Here is a 23,631-nt window from a genome sequence, read left to right as displayed (position 1 = left end):
TTGCTATTCTTCAGTCAAAAAATGATACAATCCCAAATCTAATTCATGTTCCAATCGAAGTGTAAACGCAACTAATTTGGTTGGTTTACCGTCAGTGTTCTCTTCAATGATATCTTTTGCAGTAAGAATTCGTGCAGACCCGAGGTAATAGAAATCTTTACCGTCGATTCTATCGTTATTAGATTTTCTTACGAACAACTGAATCATCCCAAAACCTTTATGTTTGAGAATCTCACTCTCAACTGTACTGGACATTGAACGTCCGCTTTTAGAGAACAAAGGTAAGGTTGAACGATCCGAGAAGGTATTTTCATATACCATCTTATTTTGAACTTTAACAGTCTTCTTTAAAGATATGAAAACAGGGAGAAAACGTCCATCATCTCTTAAGCCGTAACCACCAATATTTATATAATTAGGTTCATTTTTCCAGTTCAACATCTTGATAATATCAGGACGGTAATATTTTTCACCAATGGTAAATCGATTACGATAGATTGCTGGATGCTGATGTACATCCCAGAGCTTTGCATCTAAGGCATCTTCAAAATATTTCCTAAATGTTTGTGATTGCAACATTTGCTGGAGTTCAAAAGTGAATTTCCATTTGTCATCGATACGGTCAGTTAACACAACTTGGCCGTATTTTTTTTGTTTTACTTTTGAAAAGTAACTGAAATCTAGGACGGAAGCCACATTGTCCAAGGTTTCTTTATCACAGAAAATATTTTGAGATTGAAGTTCGGATAGAATCTCTTTATCAGTTAAAGTATGTCGGAGTAACAATTGTTTCAAAATCCAAGCTTCTACCGGACGTTTAGAAACAGTGATTTCCGCAGAAATAAATTTTAAAAATGAATATTGTTCTTTAGTAAGTGAAGCAGAAAAATTAGCTTCAAATTTATTTTGCATGTTATAAACAGTCTTGAATTTATCAATTATATCGGGAACGTCAACACTACCTAGCTTGGCAAAGTCTAATAACATAGGTGACCGCAAGCCGATTTTATCTTTAAGACTTTGATAAGCAGCTTTGAAACGATTCATATCATTTAAACGAGCTTTTGAAACGGCGTCCAGAATTCGATTACGAGCTACTTCTTCAAAATGAATTGTGGAAACTCCGGAAATACTGGGGCTAACAATCTGTTTGAGTATTTTTTCTTTATTACTAGTGTGAGAGCGGCCGAATGCCATTGGAATCATATAATTTTCATCATAATTACCGATAAAATCTAAAATTGTCACGAATTCTTTATGAGCAAATTTACGTAATCCGCGGCCTAATTGTTGAAGAAATATGATACTGGATTTTGTGGGACGCATCATGACAATTTGATTGAGGATAGGAATGTCCACACCTTCGTTAAAAATATCAACTGTGATGATGTATTGGAGTTTACTTTCAGTCAATTCTCGAACGGCTTTTTCCCGAACTTCAACCGTATCTTCAGCGGAGACAAATTGAGAATTGATACCTTTATTCGTGAGTTTAACAGCCAATTCACGACCTTCAGCGACACGACCAACAAAAATTAATCCGTGTACATTATCACCACGAGGACCATAGTAATTAGTTTTGTCGATAATGTAATTTACACGTTCATCAGATACTAAATATTTCAAACTAGTTTTGTCATCGATAACTTCACCGTTTTTCTCATAGTCAGTTACACCGATGTAGTGAAAAGGTACAAGTAGGTCGTTGTCCAATGAGTCTAACAGTGAAATCTCATAAGCCAAATGGTAATCGAAATACTTGTAGACGTTGGTTCCGTCAGTTCTTTCAGGAGTAGCCGTCATTCCCAACATGAATTGTGGTTGGTAAAAGTTCATCAAACTTTGGTACATTGATTCTTTTTCACCAGGTTGATTTTGGCTAACACGATGAGCCTCATCGATAATAATGTAGTCGAATGCAGTGGCTCCCAATTGTTCACGGACCGATTTTTTAGAAATCATGTTAACCGTTGCGAAAAGATAACGCGCAGTTACTTCTTTTTGATTACCGCTGAGAATACCATAGTCGTTGTCAGATCCACCTAAAATTTCTTTAAAACTGGACATAGCTTTACGCAGAATTTGTTCACGGTGAACGACGAATAGTAGTCGCTTAGGATTAAATTGTTGGACATCAAAAGCGGCTAAATAAGTTTTACCAGTTCCAGTCGCTGCCACAACTAGTCCTTTTTTAGCATGTTCGACATCTCGTAAGTGTTTCAGAGCTTCCAAAGCTGGCTGCTGCATTTCGTTAGGAACAATTTTGTCTGTCGGTTTAATTTGTTTCTTATTTCGATAAGTTGAATAGTTAGGTTGCCAATTTTGGCGGTAATCTTCTATCCATGATGATGTCAGAGGAATAGCCTGTTGCCAAAGATTATCTAGTTCATTTTTAACATTATGAATAACGTCACCACGTTCAGTCGAAGTGATACGCAGGTTCCATTCGAAATTCTTTTTCAAAGCGTTTTGCGTTAGATTGGAACTACCGATTAGGGCACTTTCGTAAGTGTCATGATTGAAATAATAGGCCTTCGTGTGGAAGCCATCTTGATCCAAAATCTTAACGTCGAGATTAGGAATTTGTAATAGATCATCGAAGACATCAGGATTGTTAAAACCTAAATAAGTTGAAGTGATAAGTTTTCCACGGACACCGTGTGTAGCAATGTCAGCCAGAATACTCTTAAGATCCAATAGACCACCCGAAGTAACGAAAGCCACAGCAATAGTAAAGGATTTGGCGTTACGTAATTCGTCTTCCAAAGTATCAAGCACGGTCCCATTTTGATTAGTTATCAATGCTGGTTGATAACGAGATAATGATTGTGTCGAGTTGTCAATAAAGCCAAAGTTTACGCCTTGGTTAATTTCATAATCAGTGTCCATATAATTTCACTTCCAATTTGTAATTGTTCTAATAGACAAGTATATCAGAGCAGTTAAATTTTATAGATGATTTGTGTACAATGAAGGGCAGAGGAAGTGTATTTTATGAATCAAAATGAGAACTCCCAAACCAATTATTTTATAATAGATTCCAGCTCCAGTATTGAACACAATGATGTGGATTTTAAATACTACAGCTATCAAAATCATAATAACAATCAGCTTCACAAAGGTGATCTAATCATTTATCGTCGTTCTGGCAGCGCTTCAGAATGGGGCAATGAATTTTACCTTTATGGTGCCGGAAAATTTGGCGAAGTTGTAAGACAAGATCCGGCTACTGGCAACGATATTGTCACGATTGAGCAACCTTATCTATTCTCCCATCGTCTCATGAAACAAAATTTACGTACCTTCGATTGGACATTCCGAAAGTTCAAAGGTAAATGGTCTAATTTTTTCAATATGAATGGCATCACGAAGATAAATGAGCATGATTATATGGGTTTATTAGCGCGTCAAAAAAATATGGTGTCTGAATCTAAGTTGTCGGATGCAGAGGAATTATTGGCGGTAAAGTGTTATCAGGCTGAGAAAAATGAATTGTATTTTATCAATGATGAAGCTAAGGGTGTTAAAACTTACAATGCAGTCCAAAAGTTTTTTGCGGATAAAGTAAAATTTAATTATCATTATAAATCGGCGGTGGCAGGTCCAGTGGATGAGGATGATTTGGTTGTAGCAAGAATTGTTCCTTGGGAAGCCAATAAGAAAATTCGCTTGGATCCACGTAATGGAATTAGTTTTACCAAAATGTTAGCTGAAGCCTTTACGGCAGGATATTTCACCTTTAACGATAAGGGACATATTGTTATTTCTGACGTGGCTGCACCAGATGCGGAAACTAATAAATTATTAAATAAATATAAGAATAGAAAAATACATATGAACTACCAATATTCTCCTAATAAAGAATATTTAGAATATCATCGTGAACATGTTTTTAAAAAATAACCCTATTGACGAACAACGAACTTCCTTGTATTATATGGACAACAACTTTTAATTAAGTCCAGTGAGACTTGGAAAGTACAATCGCTTATGGGGAGACCCTAACTAACTTTCTTTGTCGCACTGGCAAGGAAAGTTTTTTTATATCTTGAATTTTTAATCAGATCCAGAGAGGTCTCAAAGGTTCAGTCTAAATAATCAATCTAAGACAAAACTTGAGGGATGCTGGATAAAGCATCCCTTTTTCTGTCTCAAATATTGTGAAAGTTTGGAGAATATTATGAAAAGATATCTAGTTTTTGAAGATGGTACATATTTTGAAGGTAAGGCCTTCGGTAGTGATGTTGAAACAATTGGTGAGTTAGTTTTCACAACCGGTATGAGTGGATATCAAGAAGCTATCACTGACCAATCTTACAACGGACAAATTATTAATTTTTGTACACCAATGATTGGTAATTACGGAATTTCGAAAAAGTTTAACGAATCACCTAAATCATACATCAAAGGTGTTTTAGCCCGTGAAATTGCGGAGGTTGTCGGTAATTACCAAAGTGAAATGACTATCGATCAATTTTTGAAGGAAGAAAATATTCCAGGAATTCAAGGAATTGATACACGTGCTATCACTTTGAAAATTAGAAAAGCTGGAGCTTTAAAGGCAGCCATCGTCGACAGTTTGAATTCAGGATTGATTGACCAAATCGCTGATTGGCAATTGGATAGAGACCAGTTGAATAAGAGTATTACCGAAACTTCACAAGTATTTACAGGCAAGGGCAAGCATGTCGTGATGTTAGATTACGGCTACAAACAAAGTATTGTCGATGAATTACAAAGACGCGACGTTAAAGTAACTGTTGTGCCAGGTAATGCCTCAGTTGCAGATATCGAAAATTTAAAATCCGATGGAATTCTCTTGAGTAATGGACCTGGAGATCCAATTGATCACACTGATATTTTGAGTAACATCGTGGAACTCGAGAAGAAGTATCCAGTCTTCGGTATCTGTATGGGACATCAACTTTTATGTTTAGCCAATGGTGCTAAAACTTTTAAGATGAAATTTGGACATCGTGGTTTTAATCATCCTGTTAAAAATTTAGAAACAGGCAAAATTTATTTCACTTCTCAAAATCATGGTTATGCCGTTGATCCTGAATCCATCGCTAATACAGATTTGAAAGTGACCCAAGTTGAATTGAATGACCAAACAGTTGAGGGGGTTGAACATACTAAATACAATGCCTTTTCAGTTCAATTCCATCCGGATGCAATGCCAGGACCACACGATGCTGACTTCATCTTTGATAAATTTTTGGAAAGACTAAACAAATAGTTGGAGGAAAAATTAATTATGCCAAAAAGAACAGACCTTAAAAAGATTATGATCATTGGTTCTGGTCCAATCATCATTGGACAAGCTGCCGAATTTGATTATTCAGGGACTCAAGCTTGTTTAGCCCTTAAAGAAGAAGGTTATGAAGTTGTTTTGATCAATTCCAATCCAGCTACGATCATGACCGACAAACATATTGCTGATAAAGTTTACATCGAACCAATTACTTTGGAATTTGTGGAAAAAGTTTTAGTTAAAGAGCACCCGGATGCTATTTTACCAACATTAGGTGGTCAAACTGGGTTGAACATGGCTGTTCAATTGCAAGAATCAGGAATTCTTGATCAATTAAATATCGAAATTATTGGAACTAAATTAAATACTATTAACGAAGCCGAAGATCGTGAAGAATTTAAACGCTTAATGCAGAAGCTACATGAACCAATTCCCGCTTCGAAAACAGCCTATACTTACCAAGATGCCAAGGATTTCACTGATCAAATTGGTTTCCCCGTGATTATCAGACCAGCTTTCACAATGGGCGGAACCGGTGGTGGTGTTGCGCATGACGATGTTGAATTAAAGGAAATTGTTGAGCGTGGATTGAAAGCTTCACCATCAACTGAATGTTTGATCGAACAAAGTATTGCCGGCTTCAAAGAAATTGAATTTGAAGTAATGCGTGATAGTGCGGACAATGCTTTAGCCGTTTGTCATATGGAAAATGTTGATCCTGTAGGAATTCATACCGGTGATTCCATCGTTGTTTCACCAATTCAAACTCTTTCAGATACTGAAGTTCAAAAGTTACGTGATGTTTCGCTAAAAATTATTCGTGCGTTAAAAATTGAAGGTGGATGTAACGTTCAACTAGCTATCGATACTAAGACAAGTAACTATTACATCATCGAAGTAAATCCACGTGTCAGTCGTTCTTCAGCTTTGGCTTCAAAAGCAACTGGTTACTCAATTGCTAAGATTGCTGCCAAAATTGCTGTCGGATTAACACTAGATGAAATCACTAATCCAATTACAGGAAAAACTTTTGCACAATTTGAGCCAGCTTTGGATTATGTTGTTTGCAAGATTCCGCGTTGGCCATTTGATAAATTTTCTAAAGCCGACCGCACAATTGGAACGCAAATGAAGGCTACCGGTGAAGTGATGGCCTTGGGTCGTAACTTTGAAGAAGCACTTCAAAAAGCTGTTCGTTCTTTGGAAATTGACCAACATGATTTAATCATGGATTCACTCAAGGATAAGTCTACTGAAGATTTGGAAACATACGTCCAAACACCAAAGGATGATCGTCTATTTTACCTAGCTGAATTATTACGTCGGGACGTTTCTTATGAAAAAGTCAATCAACTAACAGCCATCAATCCTTTCTTTTTAGCCAAAATGAAAAATATCATCAACTTTGAAAAAGAATTGACGAATGGATCATTGACCAAGGAGATTGTAACCGATGCTAAACGTTTGGGTTACTCGGATAGAACAATTGCCCGTCTGAATGATTTGCCAGAAGATGTTATTCGTTCCTTTAGAATTCAAAGTGGAATTTTGCCAACCTACAAAACTGTTGATACCTGTGCCGGTGAATTTGAGGCTGAAACTCCATACTTCTACAGTACTTATGAAACTGAAAATGAATCAGAAAAAATGTCTAACAAGTCAGTTCTAATTTTAGGTTCAGGTCCTATCCGAATTGGACAAGGAATCGAGTTTGACTATTCGACTGTTCACTGTGTCAATGCGGTTCAACAGATGGGGTATAAAGCAATCGTTATTAACAATAATCCTGAAACAGTCTCAACTGACTATTCAATTGCAGATAAATTATATTTTGAACCACTAACCTTAGAAGATGTCTTGAACGTCTGTGACTTGGAAAAACCAATCGGTGCTATCGTTCAATTTGGTGGTCAAACTTCAGTTAACTTGGCCGAACCTTTGAAAGAAAATGGCATCAAGATCTTAGGTACACAAGTTGAAGATATCAATCGTGCCGAAGATCGTGATTTATTTGACCAAATTATTAAGAAACTAGAAATCCCTCAACCAATTGGTGGCACAGCTACTTCACCAGCAGGTGCATTACAAGTTGCTCAAAAAATTGGTTATCCGGTTTTGATTCGTCCAAGTTATGTTTTAGGTGGGCGAGCAATGGAAATTATCAAGTCAGATGCCGAATTGAACAAGTATATGAAAGAAGCTGTACATGTATCAAATAATCATCCGGTTTTGATCGATAGTTACTTAACTGGACGTGAATGTGAAATTGATGCTCTAAGTGATGGTGAAAACGTCTTGTTACCAGGTATCATCGAACATATCGAACGCTCTGGAGTTCATTCAGGAGATTCAATGGCCGTTTATCCTCCACAAAATATTCCTGATTCAGTCCAAGATCAAATCGTTGAATACGCTAAACGTTTGGCAAAAGAATTGCACTGTGTCGGAATTATGAATATTCAATTTGTTATTCACGATAATCAAGCCTACGTAATTGAAGTAAATCCACGTGCCAGCCGAACAGTTCCATTCCTAAGTAAAGTTACCGGAATTCAAATGGCCAGAATTGCTACTAAATTAATTTTAGGAGCCAACTTCAATACACTAGGATTAGAACCAGGACTAGCACCAGAATCAAGATTGATTCATGTTAAAGCACCAACATTCTCCTTCAATAAATTAAACGATGTTGATAGTGCTTTAGGACCAGAGATGAAATCAACCGGTGAAGTTATGGGATCAGGAATCGACTATACCGAAGCTTTGTATAAAGCCTTTGAAGCAACTAATCAACATATCAAAGATGCCGGAAATGTTTTAATCACCGTTAATGATACAGACAAAAAAGAAGCATCTACCTTAGCAAGAAGATTTGAAGAAGTAGGTTTCCAAGTTTTAGCAACCAAAGGAACCGCCAATTACTTCAATAAATTAGGCATCAGAGCCAAAGCTGTACCAAAGGTGGGTGAGTCGGATAAAGATATTATCTATGACATCACACACAACAAAGTACAATTGTTGATCAATACAATCGGAGACAAACGAACACATACCTCAGACGGATATATCATCAGACAAAATGCCGTCTTAAATTCAGTACCACTTTACACATCATTAGATACAGCCGACGCTATTTTAAGAGTGTTGGAGAAAAGATTTATCGGCGTAAACGCATTATAAAGAGAGCGAAGCAGGCCCGGGAATTTCCGAGGATTTGCCTAAGTCCTGGAATCGCCCGCGGGACCGTGCGGGCAATTTCAGGACTGTAGCAAACCGGAAGAAATTGGCCTGCGTAGCTCGTTTCGATAGAGAGTGTAGTAGGCCCGTTTAGATTCTGAGCATTTGCAGGACTTTGCAAATTGGCTGCGAAGCAGACAGTTTGTGAAGTCAGGCAAAGCACAGGAATCTGGCCTACGTAACTCGTTTCCACTATATTGCAAAGAACAATGGTTATTTAGAAACAAAGGGCTATCCCAAAAAATCCTCAAAATAATTCTCCCCAAAAATAAAAAGTCGTCCAGAAAAGGACGGCTTTTTTTTGCGTTACTTATTAACAATTTCAACCTTACTACGACCATCACCAAGTTTCTTAATCAAAACCTGTTGACCAATAGTTTGTTTCATAGATTCAATATGACTGATAACACCGACCATACGATTTTGACCAATAGTTTCCAAAGCAGTCATAGATTTTTCAAGGGTTTCATCATCAAGTGAACCGAAGCCCTCATCAACAAATAAGGCATCAATTTGGACTCCGTTAGAAGATGATTGAACGACTTCACTAAGTGAAAGGGCAATAGACAAAGCGGCAATAAAGGTTTCACCACCAGATAAAGTGTCGGATGAGCGTGATTTGCCGGTTTCGTTATCAAAAATATTGATATCTAGGCCGTGATCACGCATTTTATCGCTAGGATCATCAGACAATTCAAAAGTATAACGATTGTTAGAAAGTAGATTGATAAAATGATCGTTAGCGTAATTGAGAACTTTTTGAAGGTAGTTCTGTACGACGTAAGTTTCTAGTTTCAATTTACTGTCGTTGTTACCTTGACCATTCACAATATTGTAGAGATCGGATAATTGACTGAATTTCTTCGCAAAGTCGCCTTGTTGCGCAATGATATCTTTAATACGTTTCAAGTTCTTGTCAGCATCTTGGAAAGTTCGTTTAGCATTGGCAACTTGAGAAATTAGTTCATCCTTTTGGGTTTGTAGACCAGTTAAAACTGTTCGAAGAGTCTCTAAGTCAGGTTTTTCTTTGTCGGCCAACGCAGTGGATAATTCATCGATTCGTTTTTCCAAACGAGTTTTTTCTTGTTTGTAGTTAGAAATTTTAATCTGCAAATCGGAAAGAACGCCATCATTTATTTCGGTAATCCAAGTACGTAATACTTTGATGTCGTTAGTTTTAGCATTAGAGTCACTTAAAACTAAATCGATGCTCTTTTGTAATTTCTCAATAGTGACTTTTTGTTCAGCAGCTTGTTTTTCAACATCATCTAACTGGGTTTTGTTGTTGGAATACTTAATCTGGCTATCTTGAGCTAACTTTTGCGTTTCAGTAACTTGTTCTTGATAGTCCCTAACAGCCGCATCTAAAGCTTTAATCTCTTGAGTGATTTCCTGACTAGAACGTGTTTCATCGCCAAGCTTAGCAAGGATTTGTTTGAGATCTTTTTGGTTAGCTTCCAAAGCTGTTTTTTTGGTGGCCAAATCAAGTTTAAATTCATTTTGTTTGTCAGCAACTTTCTGACTGTCTTTAGTTAATTTCTCAATTTCAGCAGTTAGCTTGTTGGCAGCAGCTAATTGTTCAGTAAGAGAGGCAATCTCTTTTTCAAAAATTGATTTTAAGGATGATATATTAAATTCGGTATCAAAAGTTAATTCAGATTTATTTGTCAGTTCCAAATAAGTTTCGTTTAATTTTTGAGTAGCAGTTTTAAGGTTATCTTGAGCGGTGTTTAATTCAATGGTTGTCTCGGAGATATTGTTATTAAGTGTTTCCACTTCTTTTTGGGCAGAAGCAAATTGATTCTGTGATTTATCAACTTGTTCCATTGAAGCTTTTAATTCGATTTCATCGGCGTCGATAGTTTTAATCATATGAGAATGATCAATGGAACCACAGACAACACAGGGTTCTCCATCGACTAGTTCTTTTTGAAGTTGAGCAATCATTAGAGCCTGACGATGACCTTTTTTCTCTTCAAAATCAGCTTGAGACTGTTGAAGATTTTCTGTTTTCGACTGTAGTTGCGACTTTAACTCATCTAAATGAGTTTGGAGACGATTGACGTCCTTTTTATCGTTGAACTTTTGATTCTCCAAGGGAGTGAGGATTTCGACAAAATTATCTTTTTCATGTGTTAAGGCATCTTTTTGTGTTTGAAGTTTATCACTATCGGTTAAGGACTCTTTTTTAGCGTCAATTTGTGAAGTGATTTTTTGAAGCTCTTCATCCTGTTCAGATAAATTTTCTTGTAAAACTGATAATTCAGGTTCTTGTTTAGTGATTTCCTTACGAATTCTTTCAACCCGTTCAATGTCAGGAATCAAAATTGCTAATTTCTTACTTTGTTTTTCTTTTTGATCAAAATCAGCTTTTTGAGCAGTTAATTCTTCGCTTTTATTTGTAGCTGATTGGTAATCTTTTTGAGAGAGTTTCATTTGGACAGTTAATCTTTGACTTCTATCATTGGTCTTTTTTAACTCTTCATTTTTACTGTCGAGATCACGTAAAGTATCCTTCAAACCGTCTGCCCATTGTAATTCCGAGACATGTTGTTGCTGAGCAGAAATTTCGGTTTCCTTATTGACGATATTCAATTGATAATCGTGCTTAGCAGTATCTAAATCGGAGAATTGTTTGTCCAAATCTTTGGCACTTTGAAAATTTTTGTCAGCGGTTTGAACTTGTTTGTTTAGTTCAGTAGCCTGTTTTTCCACAGAATAAAATTCAGCTTGTCGCTTGTCTACAAAACTTTCAAGTACGACAATTTTTTGTTCATCAGATTCATGACTTAGCTGTTCTTTTTCTTCATCGGTCCAATTATCTGAGTCTAACTGTGCGGCCAAATCAGTGGCAAAAGTTTCATTCTTCTTTTTGTCGGCAGAGTAGAGTTCTTTTAACTTGCTGGTAAAATCAGAATAGAGTTGAGTACCAAAGATCTTTTTGAGAATGGCTTCTTTAGCATCAGTTTTGGATTTCAAAAATTCAGAGAAGTCGTTTTGAGGTAAAAGGATGATTTTCTTAAATTGTTCAGCCGAAAGATTGAGAATTTCGGCGATAGCAGTTCCGACATCACTGGGCTTAGCGGCAATACTATCAATCTCAGTACCGCCAACTTTATCCACAATAGCCAATTTGGCAATCGGCTTTTTATCCACAAGATTGTCGCCACGCTGACTTTTAAGCCACTGTTCCGGACGACGAACGATACGATAGAGATTATTTCCCTGTTCAAAATAGAAAGTCACTTCGGTTGCCTTATCGTTGGGAGCAAATTGACTGCGCATTTCTCGAGCATCACGACCATCAGTTGTAGTACTACCAAAGAGAGCAAAGGTCATAGCATCGAAAATTGTTGATTTACCAGCCCCAGTGTCACCACCAATAAGGAAAATGGGGGCTTCGTCCAGTTTTCGAAAGTCGATACTGGAGTTTCCATGGGGTCCGAAATAATTCATCTGTAAGTAAATAGGTTTCAAAATTATTTCTCCTTTCTTAAATCAACAAAAATTTTATCCACAATATGTTTCTGAGTTTTAGATAAATCGTTTCCAGTTATGCTGTGGAAAAATTGATCAACTGTTTCATCAGGACTCAATTCACTAATGTTTTGCACAGCCTGATCTTGTTTATCTTGATAGACGTTCTCGTAATCGAGTTCAACAACTGTTCCATAGATTTCCTGTAGTTGGGCGCGGACGTTGATGTGTTTGCTACGGTCGAAATTCTTTACGGTGATAGCAAACCAAGCACTGTCGATTGGTTGTTGTTTATAAAAAGTGGGATCAGTTAAAGTGTTCCATTCCTCCTCCAATACAATCAGGTCAGTTTGAGGTTTGATTTTTTTGAAAGTATGGGTGATTTTGTCATTGTCAATTTCGACAATATAGACACCTTTACCCTTATTTTTAATTCGAGCTTCTTTGACGTTGAATTTTACGGGACTACCAGAATATCGAATAGTTTCACTTGGGGAAGCAAAACGAGTGTGAATGTGTCCCAGCATAACGTAATCAAACATTTGAAATTGGTCAGCGGTTAAAGTGGCGAGTCCGCCAACAGTTGAGGTAGTTTCACTAGTTAATTCGATTTTATCTTCTTTGTTTGGTGTAACCGCAAAGTGAGTAATGAGTAAGTGTTTTTTATTGGGATCGAAATTCTTTTGCATGTCTGTTAAAACAAGATTCATGGCATCAACAATTGAGTGAATTTTTTTGGTGTCTTCCTCCAAAACGCCTTGTTGATGGTAGTAAGCTCGAACATCCATTGGATCAAAGAATGGCAACATAAAGATTTGAACTTTAGGAGTCTCAATAGGTTCGAAAGCTTCACTGACTAAAGTGTTGAGATGAAAATTGTTATATTCCATCCAATCACGGCCATAATTGAGTCGTTTAGCTCCATCATGATTTCCTGAGATAGCGTAAATAGGTAAATGATGGTCAATATTGATTTCTTTAAACATTTTATTCAAAGTTGTGACGGCATCGACATTGGGAATGGCACGGTCATAAATATCACCGGCAATAACAATACCATCAACATTTTCTTCTAAAGCAATGTTTAAAATTTGTTGAAAGGTGGCTTTTTGTTCATCGAGTAGTGAGTAGCCGTTTAAAGTTCTACCAATGTGCCAGTCGGCAGTATGTAAAAGTTTCATAGTATTCCTCCATGAAGATTATGTTCTATTTCCTTTTTACGATGAAAAATTGCATTTATCAATATCAAATTACGAAAAAGATTTTTAATTCGTACTTGTCTTTTGGTCATTGTGAACGTAACAAGTATGTTGAAAAGCAATTAAACAATCGGAGGAAATATATGATGCATTTAATTTTACAGATTATTAGGTGGGGTTCATTGGCTCTTATAATTGTTACGTTTTATAACTTATATCGGAATTGGAATTTTGACCCAGAAGCGGAAGAATTGAAAGATAAAACAGCAGAAGAGCTCACTCAGGCCAAAGATAAATTTGAAAAGGATAGGGGGAGTCAGATCAGCGGAGCTATAGTAGCCGCATTAATGTTTGTTGGGATACCGTTTCTTTCAATATATACTAACACTGCCTCTATCGTTGATAATGAGTATAGTGTGGCTGGAAAGAGGCCTTATAGTATTCATATTGTTTCGAAAAATCAGATGTACTATCGTTTTTCTAATGGTACGCAATGGCTTTACTACACGAGAAAAGGTGATACATTGTCAATTACGGATGATAATGTTCAAACTTTGTTTACTAATGGCGACACTATTTCGTCAGTTAAATTCAAATTGAACGATAATAATAAGATTGCTAAGGAAACGGTTAAAGATCCGGTTTACGGTGATACTAAAGTTACTTTGAAATTGATTGAATAGGAGAGCAGGACAAAACACGGTCAGCTTTTGAACATTAATGTAAATAAGGACGGTAACTCGATTTTGAGTTGCCGTCCTTATTTTGGATAGTTTTGTTCTGTTCTGAATAACCATGGTTCCATGATGAATAGTGGAAACGAGCTACGCAGACCAATTTCTTCCGGTTTGCTACAGTCCTGAAATTGCCCGCACAAATCGCGTGCGATTCCAGGACTTAGGCAAATCCTCGGAAATTCCCAGGTCTGCTTCGCTCTCTAATCATTTAGATTATAACGTAACTTCATATGTTCTGATCCCATTGTAACCATATCTCCGAGTAACTTGGTTTGTTTTTCAAAGGCTACGTCGGCTAATTTCTTGTTGGCTGCTTCTAGATACTTTTTGGCATCACTTTGATTGGCGATTTCCTTATCGGTATCATTTTGGATCTTACGATATGTACTCATAGCATCTAATTCATAATCGTTTCTCATATCAACATATAGATCGTAATCTGTATCGCCTAATAGGGCAGTGGTACAGCTTAACCAGTACATATTATTCATGTCGAATTTACCTGTGGCATTTTTATATTGTGCTGGGGTGTCTTCGACGTTGGCATAGAATGGAACTACGGTATTAAAGGTATTTGCACCATATGCTAACCAGTGGATTCCGGCAATCTCTGCGGGAACGTTATTTCTGATTTGGAGAATGTGTACGTCATGATTTCTGTTGATACCGATTGGTCTGAAGAGTTTCTTTTCAGCATCAGTACCTGATCCGTAAACATCATACTTAGTATTTTCAAAGTGGGAACTTAAAACAAATTTTACATCTTCGATAGAAATTTTACGGTTGGCGTGGCAGATGAATGGTAGGTCTTGATTCATTGGGTCATCTGGGGTGTCATCAGGACTGAAGAACTTTTGTCCAGACCAAGCACGTGGATTGTTATAAACGGTATCTTTGACTGATGAACTACCTAAGATATGTCTTAAGTTATATTTGTCAAAATCAGGATTCAAATTGTTTTGATCGATAAGATCTTTCAAATCATCTGAACAAAGTGTATCGGCTGAATCGAAATCGAAATTGTCGATGTTCATACGATTAGGTGCAACGACATAAGCGTCATCAGGGATACGAACGGCTGCCCAGTGGTGTCCACCGATTGTTTCTAACCACCAAACTTCTTCATTATCAGCAAAAGAAATTCCGTTTGGTTCGTAAGTTCCATATTCTTCTAGTAAAGCGCCGAGACGTTTAACACCATCTTTAGCACTGTGAATATATGGAAGAACTACGGTTACAAGGTCTTCTTCACCAAGTCCATTTTCAACAAATGGATCTAATCCCAAGACACGTGAATTAGTAGTGATAGTTTCAGTCGCTGACATAGCAACATTTTCACTGTTGATTCCGGCAGCGGGCCAGATTCCGTTTGTCAAAATTGAGTTAGGAATTGAAGTGTAACGTAGAGGATTGTCAGGTAAGGATACGTTGACTTTACTGATGACTGATGTGTAATCCTTAGGTTGATCTTCAGGGTTAACTACAACAAAACGTTGAGGGTCAAGTGCCTCATGACCATCGTCGTTTCTAGAAATAATTGTTGAACCGTCAATAGAAGCTTTTTTACCAACTAAAATTGATGTACATGAACCTTTAATACGCTTTTCCATTATTAAATCGCTCCCTTTATGGTTATTGATATCTTAATTATAACTGGTTTAATAATTGAAACCAAATGGACTAGTTATTAATTTGTGCATACGTATCATAATATTCATTAATGATCGTTTGGGTGAAATTTTTAATTTGATCAGATACCACTACTTCTGGTTTAACTAACAAAGAGTGAATCTGATAAGTAAAATACTCTTTTAAGTACTGTTCTCCCTTTTCTAAGCTTATCTGGTTAGTTCTAACATTATCTAAAATACCGTGAATATTGATTTGATTTTGAAAAAGTAGAAATTCTGCAGAAACATCACTAATGAGCAATTGTTGCTGTTGAGCTACCTGATAATATTTTTTCAAGGCCTGAAAGTATTCTTCGTAACCTTGGTTAAATTGACGATACATTTGCGGATAAGCTTGTTTTAATTGTGTTTTGAATAACTTCGTGGTTGATCCCATTAATAAGAGCGAATTCAGAATGGTTGGTAATAAATTTTTGCCTTCAACTTTTGTGGGAATAGAATTTTTTTGTAAAAACTCTAAATGCCGATGAACAACCGATTGAACGATTTCGTCTTTATTTTTAAAGTAGATATAGAGTTTAGCACGACTGATGCCTGCCATTTTTGCTAAATCTACCATTGAAAAGTTATCGAACCCTTGTATAAGAATAATATGATTAAATTTGATAATTAGTTCTTCTTTTGGTGTCATGCAATAATACCTCCAAAAATAATTATATCATTTATTTGGCAATATAGACACTTGATAGTATTATTTGTCTAAATTGAATGAACAGAGGACATAAATTATGAAAAAAGTAGTTGTAACAGGTGGTACAGGATTCGTCGCAGGATGGGTGATCGTCGATTTTCTCAATGCAGGATATGAGGTCAGTACCAGCGTGCGTTCAATGAAGAAGGCAGATCGTCTAGAAAATGAAATTGCTGGAGCTGTTTCTAAGGATGAAATGAAGAATCTTAGTTTTTTTGAAGCTGATCTAACTAGTGACAAGAATTGGGTAGAAAATATTAAAGGTGCCGATGGCGTGATTCACGTAGCTTCACCAATGGGTAATGGAACTCAAACAGTTGAAGAATTGGTAAGTGTTGCTAAGAATGGAACATTGACAGTTTTAAAAGCAGCCAAAGAAGCTGGCGTTAGAAGAGTAGTAATGACTAGTTCACAAGCAGCATCTACTCCTGAAAGTGGCAGTACTGCTATTTTGGATGAGAGTTTTTGGACAGATGTTAAAAATCCAGACCTAGATCCTTATCGTATTTCAAAAGTTGAGTCTGAAAAGGCTGCTTGGAAATATGCCAAAGAAGCGGGGATAGAATTAACAACAGTACTTCCGGGCGCAATCTTTGGCCCAATTTTGTCAGACAAGGCTGTCAGCTCTAATCGAATTCTTTTGCAAATGTTAAATGGATTACCAATGACACCACATGTTCCATTAGAAATTTCAGATGTTAGAGATTTGGCAAGATTGCACCGTTTAGCCTTTGAAAATTCTGTTGCCATTGGAAAAAGATATCTAGCCGCTTCTCAAGTATTACAGATGGCAGATGTGGAAAAGATTTATCAGACTAATTTTCCATACAAAAAAATCAAAATTAGAATGATGCCTAATACAGTGACTAAATTATTAGCTCGTTTCATTCCTAGTTTGCGAGCATTGGTACCAATGTTGGATCGTAAATATCGTCATACGACCGCCGCTGCAGAAAATGATTTGGGTTGGACACAGCATAAACCAGAAGAAACAGTCATGGATGCGGCCAAAACTTTGATCAAATTTGGACTTGATAAATAGTTTCAAAAAACAATTGACCTAGACCACACTCTAAGTACTATTGTTAAATCGTTGAGAAAAACGAAAGGAACTTAAAAACTTATGAAACAACTAAATATTGGTAACACAAATTGGAAAGCTTCGGCCGTTGCACTAGGAATCATGCGCATGGAAGCTTTGTCAGCTAAAGATGCAGCTAAAACACTTGAAGCTGCTGTTGATAGTGGTATTAACTACAAAGAAGCATATTATTGAAGCTGTTGATGGAATTCTAGATAGAATGCAAATCGATTATCTAGATTCATTCCTATTACATCGTCCAGATCCATTGATGGAACCAGAAGAAGTAGCTGAAGCTTTTGACGAATTACAAAGAGACGGAAAAGTAAGACACTTTGGTGTATCTAACTTCAATCCCCAACAATTCCAAATGTTACAAGAAGCCGTTGATCAAAAATTATTGATTAATCAATTACAATTTAGTATTGCTCACACAGGAATGATCGATTATGGAATGCACACAAATATGACCGATGCTCGTTCCGTTAATCATGATGGAGGACTACTAGAATTCTCCAGAAGAATGGGGACAACAATCCAAGCATGGTCACCATTCCAATACGGGATGTTCGAAGGAACATTCATAGGCAGCGACAAGTTCCCAGAATTGAATGCTAAGTTACAAGAATTAGCAGATAAGTATGGGGTAAGTAAGAATGCCATAGCAGTAGCATGGATCTTAAGACACCCAGCAGGAATCCAAGTGTTGATAGGAACAATGAATCCAGAACACGTAATTGATAGTGCAAAAGGTGCAGATGTAGAACTTACTAAACAAGAGTGGTACGACGTATACTTTGCTGCCGGCAATGACTTGCCTTAGAGAGCGAAGCAAATCCTCGTGGGTTCCCTTGCGCAGCTCGTTTCAATAGAGAGCGAAGTAAGCCCGTTTAGATTCTGAGCATTTGCAGGACTTTGCGAATTGGCTGCGTAGCAGACAGTTCGTGAAGTCAGGCAAAGCACAGGAATCTGGCTTACGTAACTCGTTTCCACTATAAAACATAGAACAATAGTTATCTAAATAAGAACATCAAAAAAACCGCTAAACTTCCTCTCAAAAAATAAGGAAGTCTAGTGGTTTTTAATTTATTTAGGCAAATCAATTCCAGCACCAGTAATGCCAGAGAGATACTTCTCCAACAAAACATTTTTAACATGAAATTGAGCACCTGGTTTAGTATAAGTAGCGACCTGAATAACCAAAGTGCCGTCAGGTTGATTGGAAAATCCAACAATATAGGGTTTTTTAGTAATCTGCAATTTTTTCAAATCCAAATCCTGATTGATCTGATTAATGATTTTAGTGATTTCCTCAAAAGGAGCAGCACTAGAAACTGGAATTTCCATCAAAGCCTGCATATTATTACGAGATTTATTGCTGACGACAGTAATATTTCGATTAGGGATGTAATTCAAAGTTCCATCAACACTTTGAATTTGGGTTGTTCGAATGCCAACATATGTAACTTGTCCTTCGACGTTATTGACTGTGATTGTATCGCCCACACTGATTTGTTGTTCCAAAAGGATGAAAAAGCCATTGACCATATCGGAGACGAATCCTTGAGCGCCAAGGCCAATCGCCAAACTGAAGATTCCGGCACCGGCGATTAGGGTACCAACGGGAATTCCAATAGCTGATAATAAAGCGTAGATCCAAAAGAACATCAGGATATATTTAAAAATATTGAGAACCAAAGTATAAATGGTATCTAATTTTTTGGGCGAGATACCACGTTTGTAATTACGCAGTCCTGTTTTAAAAATATGACGAATGATCTTTTTACCGATCCAATTGATCAAAAGTAAGACGACTGTTAATAGAACTAATTGGAAAACAACTGAGATCACATGTTGTAACACTGATTCCCAATCGACCTTTAGAAAAACTTTTTTAATAAGAGTATTTAAGTTAAGGGATGTATTCAAAATTTCAGTTCCTTTCAAAAAGTAGCTGAAATAATGATAGCATAAACAAAAAGACAGCTAAACCGATTGGTTAGGCTGCCTCTTTATTTAACTTAAGTAACTCTTGGGAACGAAATCTTCAACTGCGACGTATAACTTGTCGGACAATTCCTTGTATAATTCGTGTTCTCCAGTTTGTAAGGTAAAGTTCAAATTGTCGCAAGATTCGATTAACTTAATTGCGGCCGCAATCTTTAGGTCATCATGAGAATAGTCGATGTTACTGTTTCCCGTAATGGAGATATCTATGGAGATATCTAATGTAGGTTCTTCTTTTCCTAAAGTGTAGTCTTGAATGTTTTCTGTGATCAAAATTTGTACCCTCAGTCTTTGGATTTCATTGGACATACAAGATAACACAGAATTAGTTATATTTATAGATGAGTATACGGATCGTAAATATTAAATTATAAATGTTGATATATCAAGTATGCTTGTAACTCTAGCTTTCAATTCTGTCACTATATCGGTATAACTAATGAAAAAAGGGGCTGAATGAATGGATTTTGGATCGCAGATAAAAAAGTTACGTACCAGTAGGAAAATGACTCAAGAACAACTAGCTCAGAAGTTGAATGTTTCACGACAAACAATTTCTAGTTGGGAGAATAACCGTAATTTACCTGATTTGGAAATGGTCGTTATGATTGCTAAAACGTTCAAATTATCTTTGGACCAATTAATCTTAGGTGATCCGACAATGACGACAAAATTGATGAATGACAGTAGTGAGGTTCGGAAAATGCGGATCAATTTATACGTAACAATAATTATGGTTTTAGCTGGAATGGGTAGTTTTTTATTATTCAAGATAATTGGGTCATCACTAGATGGTAACGGCGTTTTACATGAACCATTCTTTTTGATTCCTGTAGGTTATCTATTCTTGATGATGGGGTTGATTAGTGGACTTATCTACCTACTTAAAAAATTACGTAAACGAAACTAAGATATTTCACTTCGCAAAATTTGTTCCATAGTTTTATTGTGGGCCAGCTCATCAATCAATTTATCCAAATAACGAATTTCCTGGACTAGGGGATCTTGGATATTCTCAACGTGAATGCCAAAGATGGACCCTTTGATTAAAGCGGTATTTTCGTTTATGTGTGGAGCGTTTTGAAAAAAATTTGCTAAGGTTGCACCAGTCTCAATTTGTTCGGATAATAATTGATCGTTATAACCAGTTAACCAGTAGATTATCTGGTTGACTTCGGATTGTGAATGACCTTTGCGTTCAACTTTTTGAATATAAAGTGGGTAGAGATCTCGAAATGCCATTTGGGTGATGTCTTTCTTCTTCATATATACCTCCGTTAACCTTTTTAGTTAGTGTAACAAAATAAAGTTGGTTACCACCTGTACTTTGATTTAGTATGGTAAAGTAGGTTTACTTAGATTAGATAATAGAAGGGAAACAATAATATGACATATCCACAATTGGATTTAGAAAATGCTACAGGCAGTGTAGCCACAATTAAAACAAATCACGGAGTAATCAAGGTTCAACTATTTGATGAATTAGTTCCTAAGACCGTTAAGAACTTTATTGAGTTGGCTCAAAAGGGTTACTACAACGGAATTATTTTCCATCGTGTTATTCCTGACTTCATGATTCAAGGTGGAGATCCAACTGGTACTGGTGCCGGTGGTGAAAGTATTTATGGTAAGAGCTTTGAGGATGAATTTAGTGACCAACTATATAATCTAACTGGTGCTTTATCAATGGCTAATGCTGGTCCTAACACTAATGGTAGTCAATTCTTCATTGTTTCAAATGAAAATATGCCTAAGCGTATGATCAAAGAAATGGCCGGAGCAGGTTATCCTGAAGAAATTATCGCTGCTTATAAGAACGGTGGTACACCTTGGTTGGATCATCGTCATACTGTTTTTGGACAAGTTATTGAAGGTATGGATGTTGTTCAAGAAATCAGCCGTGCTAAACGTGATGGTAATGATAAGCCAAAAGAAGATGTTGTTATGGAAAGTGTCGAAATCAGTAAGTAATAGAATTCGTTTCTTGAAGAAATGAAGTAGTTAATTCCTGATAAGTATTTTTAAAATAAGAATTCTTGAGAAAAACTAGATTGATGGAATGTTCAATTTTGAACCCTGGAAAATCTAGTTTTTTTAATTGCCCATTTTTAATCTCTGCGGCGACAAGTGATTCATAGATAAAAGTGATACCGGGAATCTGTTTGAGCAATTCAATGATGGTATTAGGACTGGCAATCTCCATTACTTTAGTGAAGTCACTGATCTTATAATTTTGAGTGGCTAACCAATTTTCAAAAATGTTACGGCTGCCGGAACCAGGTTCTCTGATCAGTAGTGTTTGGTTGAAGACATCCTCAATGGTTGAAATATCGAGTTGTTGGTGGGAGATACAAACAAAATTTTCTTTTTGTAAGAAGAAAGAATCGAACTCTGTGGTATCAAAATTTCCTTCAACTAGACCGAAATCAATTTTACCATCACGGATATTTTGTAGGATATGATCGGTATTCTTGATTTCAGTAGTAGAGATTTGGATTCTGTCACTTAAATGATTCAAGAATTTTGGTAGTAGGGTTGAACTGAGGGAAAGAGTACAACCCATATTGAATTTAGTAGGCGTTTTTAAAGAGTTGAGAACTTTTTGACTTTCAAATTCAACCTGTTTGGCATAATCGGCTAACTTTTGGCCGATATCGGTTAAGTGGATGCGGTTGTGATCACGGATGACTAAAGAAAGATTTAGTTCATTTTCGAGTGAAGTTATTTGTTGTGAAACAGCCGGTTGAGTAATAAATAACACTTGAGCTGTCCTAGTAAAAGAATTGGTTTCAGCCAAAACGACGAGAGTTTGATAACGTTTATCTAACATAATTTCTCCTATTATAAATTTTGCTTATGTAAAAGTAATAAATACTAATTTTTACTTATGACAATTCTATATTATCCTCTTAAACAGGAGGATTAATTTATGTATTTAAAATTTTTTGAAAAAAGCTTCTATTATGCATTCTTTATGACTTTATTGTGTTCGGTTGTTGGTAGCTTCTTAGGTGGCTTACCATACTTAACAGTGATTGGTGCATTAGTACTTTCACTGATATTAGGGATGCTGTTCCAGCTTTATCGTCCGGCAATTCAAAAAGCTGAGAGCGGAATTGGGTTCATTTCTAATAAATTTTTACGATTAGGAATCATCTTATTAGGATTTAAATTGAATTTGATTGATTTGGCCCATGCGGGTGTAAAAACAATTCTTTTTGCAATAGTAATTGTCAGTGGGATGGTTGTCTTGACATATAACATTGCTAGAAAGTTTGGAGTCAGCAAACGATTAGCCATTTTAACTGCTAGTGGAACTAGCATTTGCGGGGCAGCAGCTGTGATGGGTATTTCACCACAAATTAAAGTGTCCAAAGATCAAGAAGCAGATAAACATAATGATGAAGTATTAGCGGTAGCAATCGTTGCTATCCTAGGTACAGTTTTTACTTTAATTGAAATAGCAATTAAACCATTGTTACATATGACTTCGATGCAGTTTGGAGTTATGGCTGGAGGATCACTTCATGAAATAGCTCATGCAATTGCAACAGGTAGCGCCGGTGGATCAGTTAGTCTAAGTGCTGCCATCATTACCAAACTATCTCGAGTATTACTACTAGCACCAGCCGCACTGATAATAGGTATCTGGTATCAACACCAAGATAAAACTAATGAAGGTGAAAAAGGTAAATTACCAATACCTTGGTCTATGGCAGGATTCTTGTTAGCAAGTGTTATTGGTACTTTTGTTCCTATGTCTAGTGTTTTATTGAATACATTAGTTAAGTTGGCTTATCTAGTACTAGGGATGGCAATGGCCGCTTTAGGGATGAGTGTTAATTTCAAAGCTTTCTTAAGTAGTGGCCGGAATGCTGTTTTGGCTGCCTTATCGGCATCAGTAATTTTATTGACCTTTACAATTGTAGTTAGTAAGATGTTCTTCTAAAATGACTTACTTTTCCTATGGAAGAGTGGTCTTTTTTGTTTGTTCAAAACAAGACACAAAGTCAATGGACATGTTTGGAGATCGTGATATAGTAATAAACATAAAAGTCATATCGAAGTTATATTTATTAATCAATAGGAAGAAACCGAATTGTTTTTAGTTAATTAACAAAAAATAATAAAAAAGGGTTGCAAGGTCGTAACTGAACGGGTAATATATATCTTGTTGTTGCGACAGAGCAATGGCATCAATGCTTTCAAGCTTAATTGCTTCTCCGTTGATTCCAAATTATTTTAAAGAAGTCCTTG

At 36.5% G+C, this 23,631-nt stretch carries 17 protein-coding genes and 1 pseudogene; 9 read left to right on the top strand and 9 right to left on the bottom strand.

All coding sequences use genetic code 11. The features are described from left to right. Positions 1 to 3: 3 nt before the first annotated feature. Positions 4 to 2,889, bottom strand: a complete 2,886-nt coding sequence (locus FD33_RS02890) for a DUF3427 domain-containing protein (RefSeq protein ID WP_025085814.1) — start codon at positions 2,887 to 2,889, stop codon at positions 4 to 6. A gap of 105 nt (positions 2,890 to 2,994) precedes the next feature. Between FD33_RS02890 and FD33_RS02885 the strand changes: the two genes are divergently transcribed. The 3 genes from FD33_RS02885 to carB all read left to right on the top strand — a co-directional run bounded on the left by FD33_RS02885 (position 2,995) and on the right by carB (position 8,434). Beyond that, positions 2,995 to 3,903: an HNH endonuclease gene (locus FD33_RS02885; RefSeq protein WP_056955735.1), complete on the top strand. Its 909-nt coding sequence runs from the start codon at positions 2,995 to 2,997 to the stop codon at positions 3,901 to 3,903. 277 nt (positions 3,904 to 4,180) lie between these two features. Further along, the gene (locus FD33_RS02880) at positions 4,181 to 5,239 is read left to right on the top strand and encodes a carbamoyl phosphate synthase small subunit (protein WP_025085535.1); all 1,059 of its coding nucleotides are present in this window, start codon (positions 4,181 to 4,183) and stop codon (positions 5,237 to 5,239) included. A gap of 18 nt (positions 5,240 to 5,257) precedes the next feature. After that, entirely contained in the window at positions 5,258 to 8,434 is a 3,177-nt protein-coding gene (gene carB / locus FD33_RS02875) for a carbamoyl-phosphate synthase large subunit (protein ID WP_025085536.1), read from the top strand. Between the two features lie 363 nt (positions 8,435 to 8,797). On the opposite strand, the gene FD33_RS02870 is transcribed toward carB, so the two are convergent. Both FD33_RS02870 and FD33_RS02865 read right to left on the bottom strand, forming a co-directional pair. Further along, positions 8,798 to 11,968: an AAA family ATPase gene (locus tag FD33_RS02870; protein ID WP_056955734.1), complete on the bottom strand. Its 3,171-nt coding sequence runs from the start codon at positions 11,966 to 11,968 to the stop codon at positions 8,798 to 8,800. 2 nt (positions 11,969 to 11,970) lie between these two features. After that, a complete protein-coding gene (locus FD33_RS02865) occupies positions 11,971 to 13,149 on the bottom strand; it encodes an exonuclease SbcCD subunit D (protein ID WP_025085537.1) in 1,179 nt (392 codons plus the stop codon). Positions 13,150 to 13,310: 161 nt separating this feature from the next. On the opposite strand from FD33_RS02865, the gene FD33_RS02860 reads away from it, so the two are divergent. Next, positions 13,311 to 13,850 carry a hypothetical protein gene (locus FD33_RS02860; RefSeq protein ID WP_025085538.1) on the top strand — a complete coding sequence of 180 codons (540 nt, stop codon included), beginning with the start codon at positions 13,311 to 13,313 and terminating at the stop codon, positions 13,848 to 13,850. Between the two features lie 254 nt (positions 13,851 to 14,104). On the opposite strand, the gene FD33_RS02855 is transcribed toward FD33_RS02860, so the two are convergent. Beyond that, positions 14,105 to 15,514 carry a C69 family dipeptidase gene (locus tag FD33_RS02855; RefSeq protein ID WP_056955733.1) on the bottom strand — a complete coding sequence of 470 codons (1,410 nt, stop codon included), beginning with the start codon at positions 15,512 to 15,514 and terminating at the stop codon, positions 14,105 to 14,107. 70 nt (positions 15,515 to 15,584) lie between these two features. Then, on the bottom strand, positions 15,585 to 16,226 hold the full coding sequence (locus FD33_RS02850) for a TetR/AcrR family transcriptional regulator (RefSeq protein ID WP_025085539.1): 642 nt from the start codon (positions 16,224 to 16,226) through the stop codon (positions 15,585 to 15,587). A gap of 97 nt (positions 16,227 to 16,323) precedes the next feature. Here FD33_RS02850 and FD33_RS02845 point away from each other — a divergent pair, with 97 nt between their 5' ends. Next, positions 16,324 to 17,328, top strand: a complete 1,005-nt coding sequence (locus tag FD33_RS02845; RefSeq protein ID WP_025085540.1) for an NAD-dependent epimerase/dehydratase family protein — start codon at positions 16,324 to 16,326, stop codon at positions 17,326 to 17,328. An 81-nt stretch (positions 17,329 to 17,409) separates the two neighbouring features. After that, a pseudogene (locus FD33_RS02840) lies at positions 17,410 to 18,190 on the top strand (aldo/keto reductase). A 263-nt stretch (positions 18,191 to 18,453) separates the two neighbouring features. Here the strand turns inward: FD33_RS02840 and FD33_RS02835 are convergent. Both FD33_RS02835 and FD33_RS02830 read right to left on the bottom strand, forming a co-directional pair. Further along, positions 18,454 to 19,314 (bottom strand): mechanosensitive ion channel family protein, encoded by an 861-nt coding sequence (locus FD33_RS02835; RefSeq protein ID WP_227005285.1) that lies wholly within the window; start codon positions 19,312 to 19,314, stop codon positions 18,454 to 18,456. Positions 19,315 to 19,383: 69 nt separating this feature from the next. Beyond that, on the bottom strand, positions 19,384 to 19,647 hold the full coding sequence (locus FD33_RS02830; RefSeq protein WP_025085542.1) for a hypothetical protein: 264 nt from the start codon (positions 19,645 to 19,647) through the stop codon (positions 19,384 to 19,386). A 187-nt stretch (positions 19,648 to 19,834) separates the two neighbouring features. Here FD33_RS02830 and FD33_RS02825 point away from each other — a divergent pair, with 187 nt between their 5' ends. Next, entirely contained in the window at positions 19,835 to 20,284 is a 450-nt protein-coding gene (locus FD33_RS02825; protein WP_025085543.1) for a helix-turn-helix domain-containing protein, read from the top strand. Here the strand turns inward: FD33_RS02825 and FD33_RS02820 are convergent. Then, positions 20,281 to 20,640, bottom strand: a complete 360-nt coding sequence (locus FD33_RS02820) for a DUF2200 domain-containing protein (protein ID WP_025085544.1) — start codon at positions 20,638 to 20,640, stop codon at positions 20,281 to 20,283. The two genes, FD33_RS02825 and FD33_RS02820, sit on opposite strands and share 4 nt — an antisense overlap. 120 nt (positions 20,641 to 20,760) lie before the next feature. Here FD33_RS02820 and FD33_RS02815 point away from each other — a divergent pair, with 120 nt between their 5' ends. Continuing rightward, positions 20,761 to 21,345, top strand: coding sequence for a peptidylprolyl isomerase (locus tag FD33_RS02815; RefSeq protein ID WP_025085545.1), 585 nt, complete (start codon positions 20,761 to 20,763; stop codon positions 21,343 to 21,345). On the opposite strand, the gene FD33_RS02810 is transcribed toward FD33_RS02815, so the two are convergent. After that, positions 21,335 to 22,204, bottom strand: a complete 870-nt coding sequence (locus tag FD33_RS02810) for a LysR family transcriptional regulator (RefSeq protein WP_025085546.1) — start codon at positions 22,202 to 22,204, stop codon at positions 21,335 to 21,337. The two genes, FD33_RS02815 and FD33_RS02810, sit on opposite strands and share 11 nt — an antisense overlap. A 99-nt stretch (positions 22,205 to 22,303) precedes the next feature. Between FD33_RS02810 and FD33_RS02805 the strand changes: the two genes are divergently transcribed. Continuing rightward, entirely contained in the window at positions 22,304 to 23,323 is a 1,020-nt protein-coding gene (locus FD33_RS02805) for a YeiH family protein (protein ID WP_056955732.1), read from the top strand. Positions 23,324 to 23,631: the final 308 nt, after the last annotated feature.

The sequence above is a fragment of the Companilactobacillus paralimentarius DSM 13238 = JCM 10415 genome (assembly GCF_001434985.1).
GTDB lineage: Bacteria > Bacillota > Bacilli > Lactobacillales > Lactobacillaceae > Companilactobacillus > Companilactobacillus paralimentarius.
This window is presented reverse-complemented; position numbering and strand designations above follow the sequence as displayed.

Bases quoted from the DNA above. Each gene is read 5' to 3' on its own strand.
- FD33_RS02890 (WP_025085814.1), bottom strand. From the start codon at position 2,889: ATGGACACTGATTATGAAATTAACCAAGGCGTAAACTTTGGCTTTATT.
- FD33_RS02885 (WP_056955735.1), top strand. From the start codon at position 2,995: ATGAATCAAAATGAGAACTCCCAAACCAATTATTTTATAATAGATTCC.
- FD33_RS02880 (WP_025085535.1), top strand. From the start codon at position 4,181: ATGAAAAGATATCTAGTTTTTGAAGATGGTACATATTTTGAAGGTAAG.
- carB (WP_025085536.1), top strand. From the start codon at position 5,258: ATGCCAAAAAGAACAGACCTTAAAAAGATTATGATCATTGGTTCTGGT.
- FD33_RS02865 (WP_025085537.1), bottom strand. From the start codon at position 13,149: ATGAAACTTTTACATACTGCCGACTGGCACATTGGTAGAACTTTAAAC.
- FD33_RS02860 (WP_025085538.1), top strand. From the start codon at position 13,311: ATGATGCATTTAATTTTACAGATTATTAGGTGGGGTTCATTGGCTCTT.
- FD33_RS02855 (WP_056955733.1), bottom strand. From the start codon at position 15,514: ATGGAAAAGCGTATTAAAGGTTCATGTACATCAATTTTAGTTGGTAAA.
- FD33_RS02850 (WP_025085539.1), bottom strand. From the start codon at position 16,226: ATGACACCAAAAGAAGAACTAATTATCAAATTTAATCATATTATTCTT.
- FD33_RS02845 (WP_025085540.1), top strand. From the start codon at position 16,324: ATGAAAAAAGTAGTTGTAACAGGTGGTACAGGATTCGTCGCAGGATGG.
- FD33_RS02825 (WP_025085543.1), top strand. From the start codon at position 19,835: ATGGATTTTGGATCGCAGATAAAAAAGTTACGTACCAGTAGGAAAATG.
- FD33_RS02820 (WP_025085544.1), bottom strand. From the start codon at position 20,640: ATGAAGAAGAAAGACATCACCCAAATGGCATTTCGAGATCTCTACCCA.
- FD33_RS02815 (WP_025085545.1), top strand. From the start codon at position 20,761: ATGACATATCCACAATTGGATTTAGAAAATGCTACAGGCAGTGTAGCC.
- FD33_RS02810 (WP_025085546.1), bottom strand. From the start codon at position 22,204: ATGTTAGATAAACGTTATCAAACTCTCGTCGTTTTGGCTGAAACCAAT.
- FD33_RS02805 (WP_056955732.1), top strand. From the start codon at position 22,304: ATGTATTTAAAATTTTTTGAAAAAAGCTTCTATTATGCATTCTTTATG.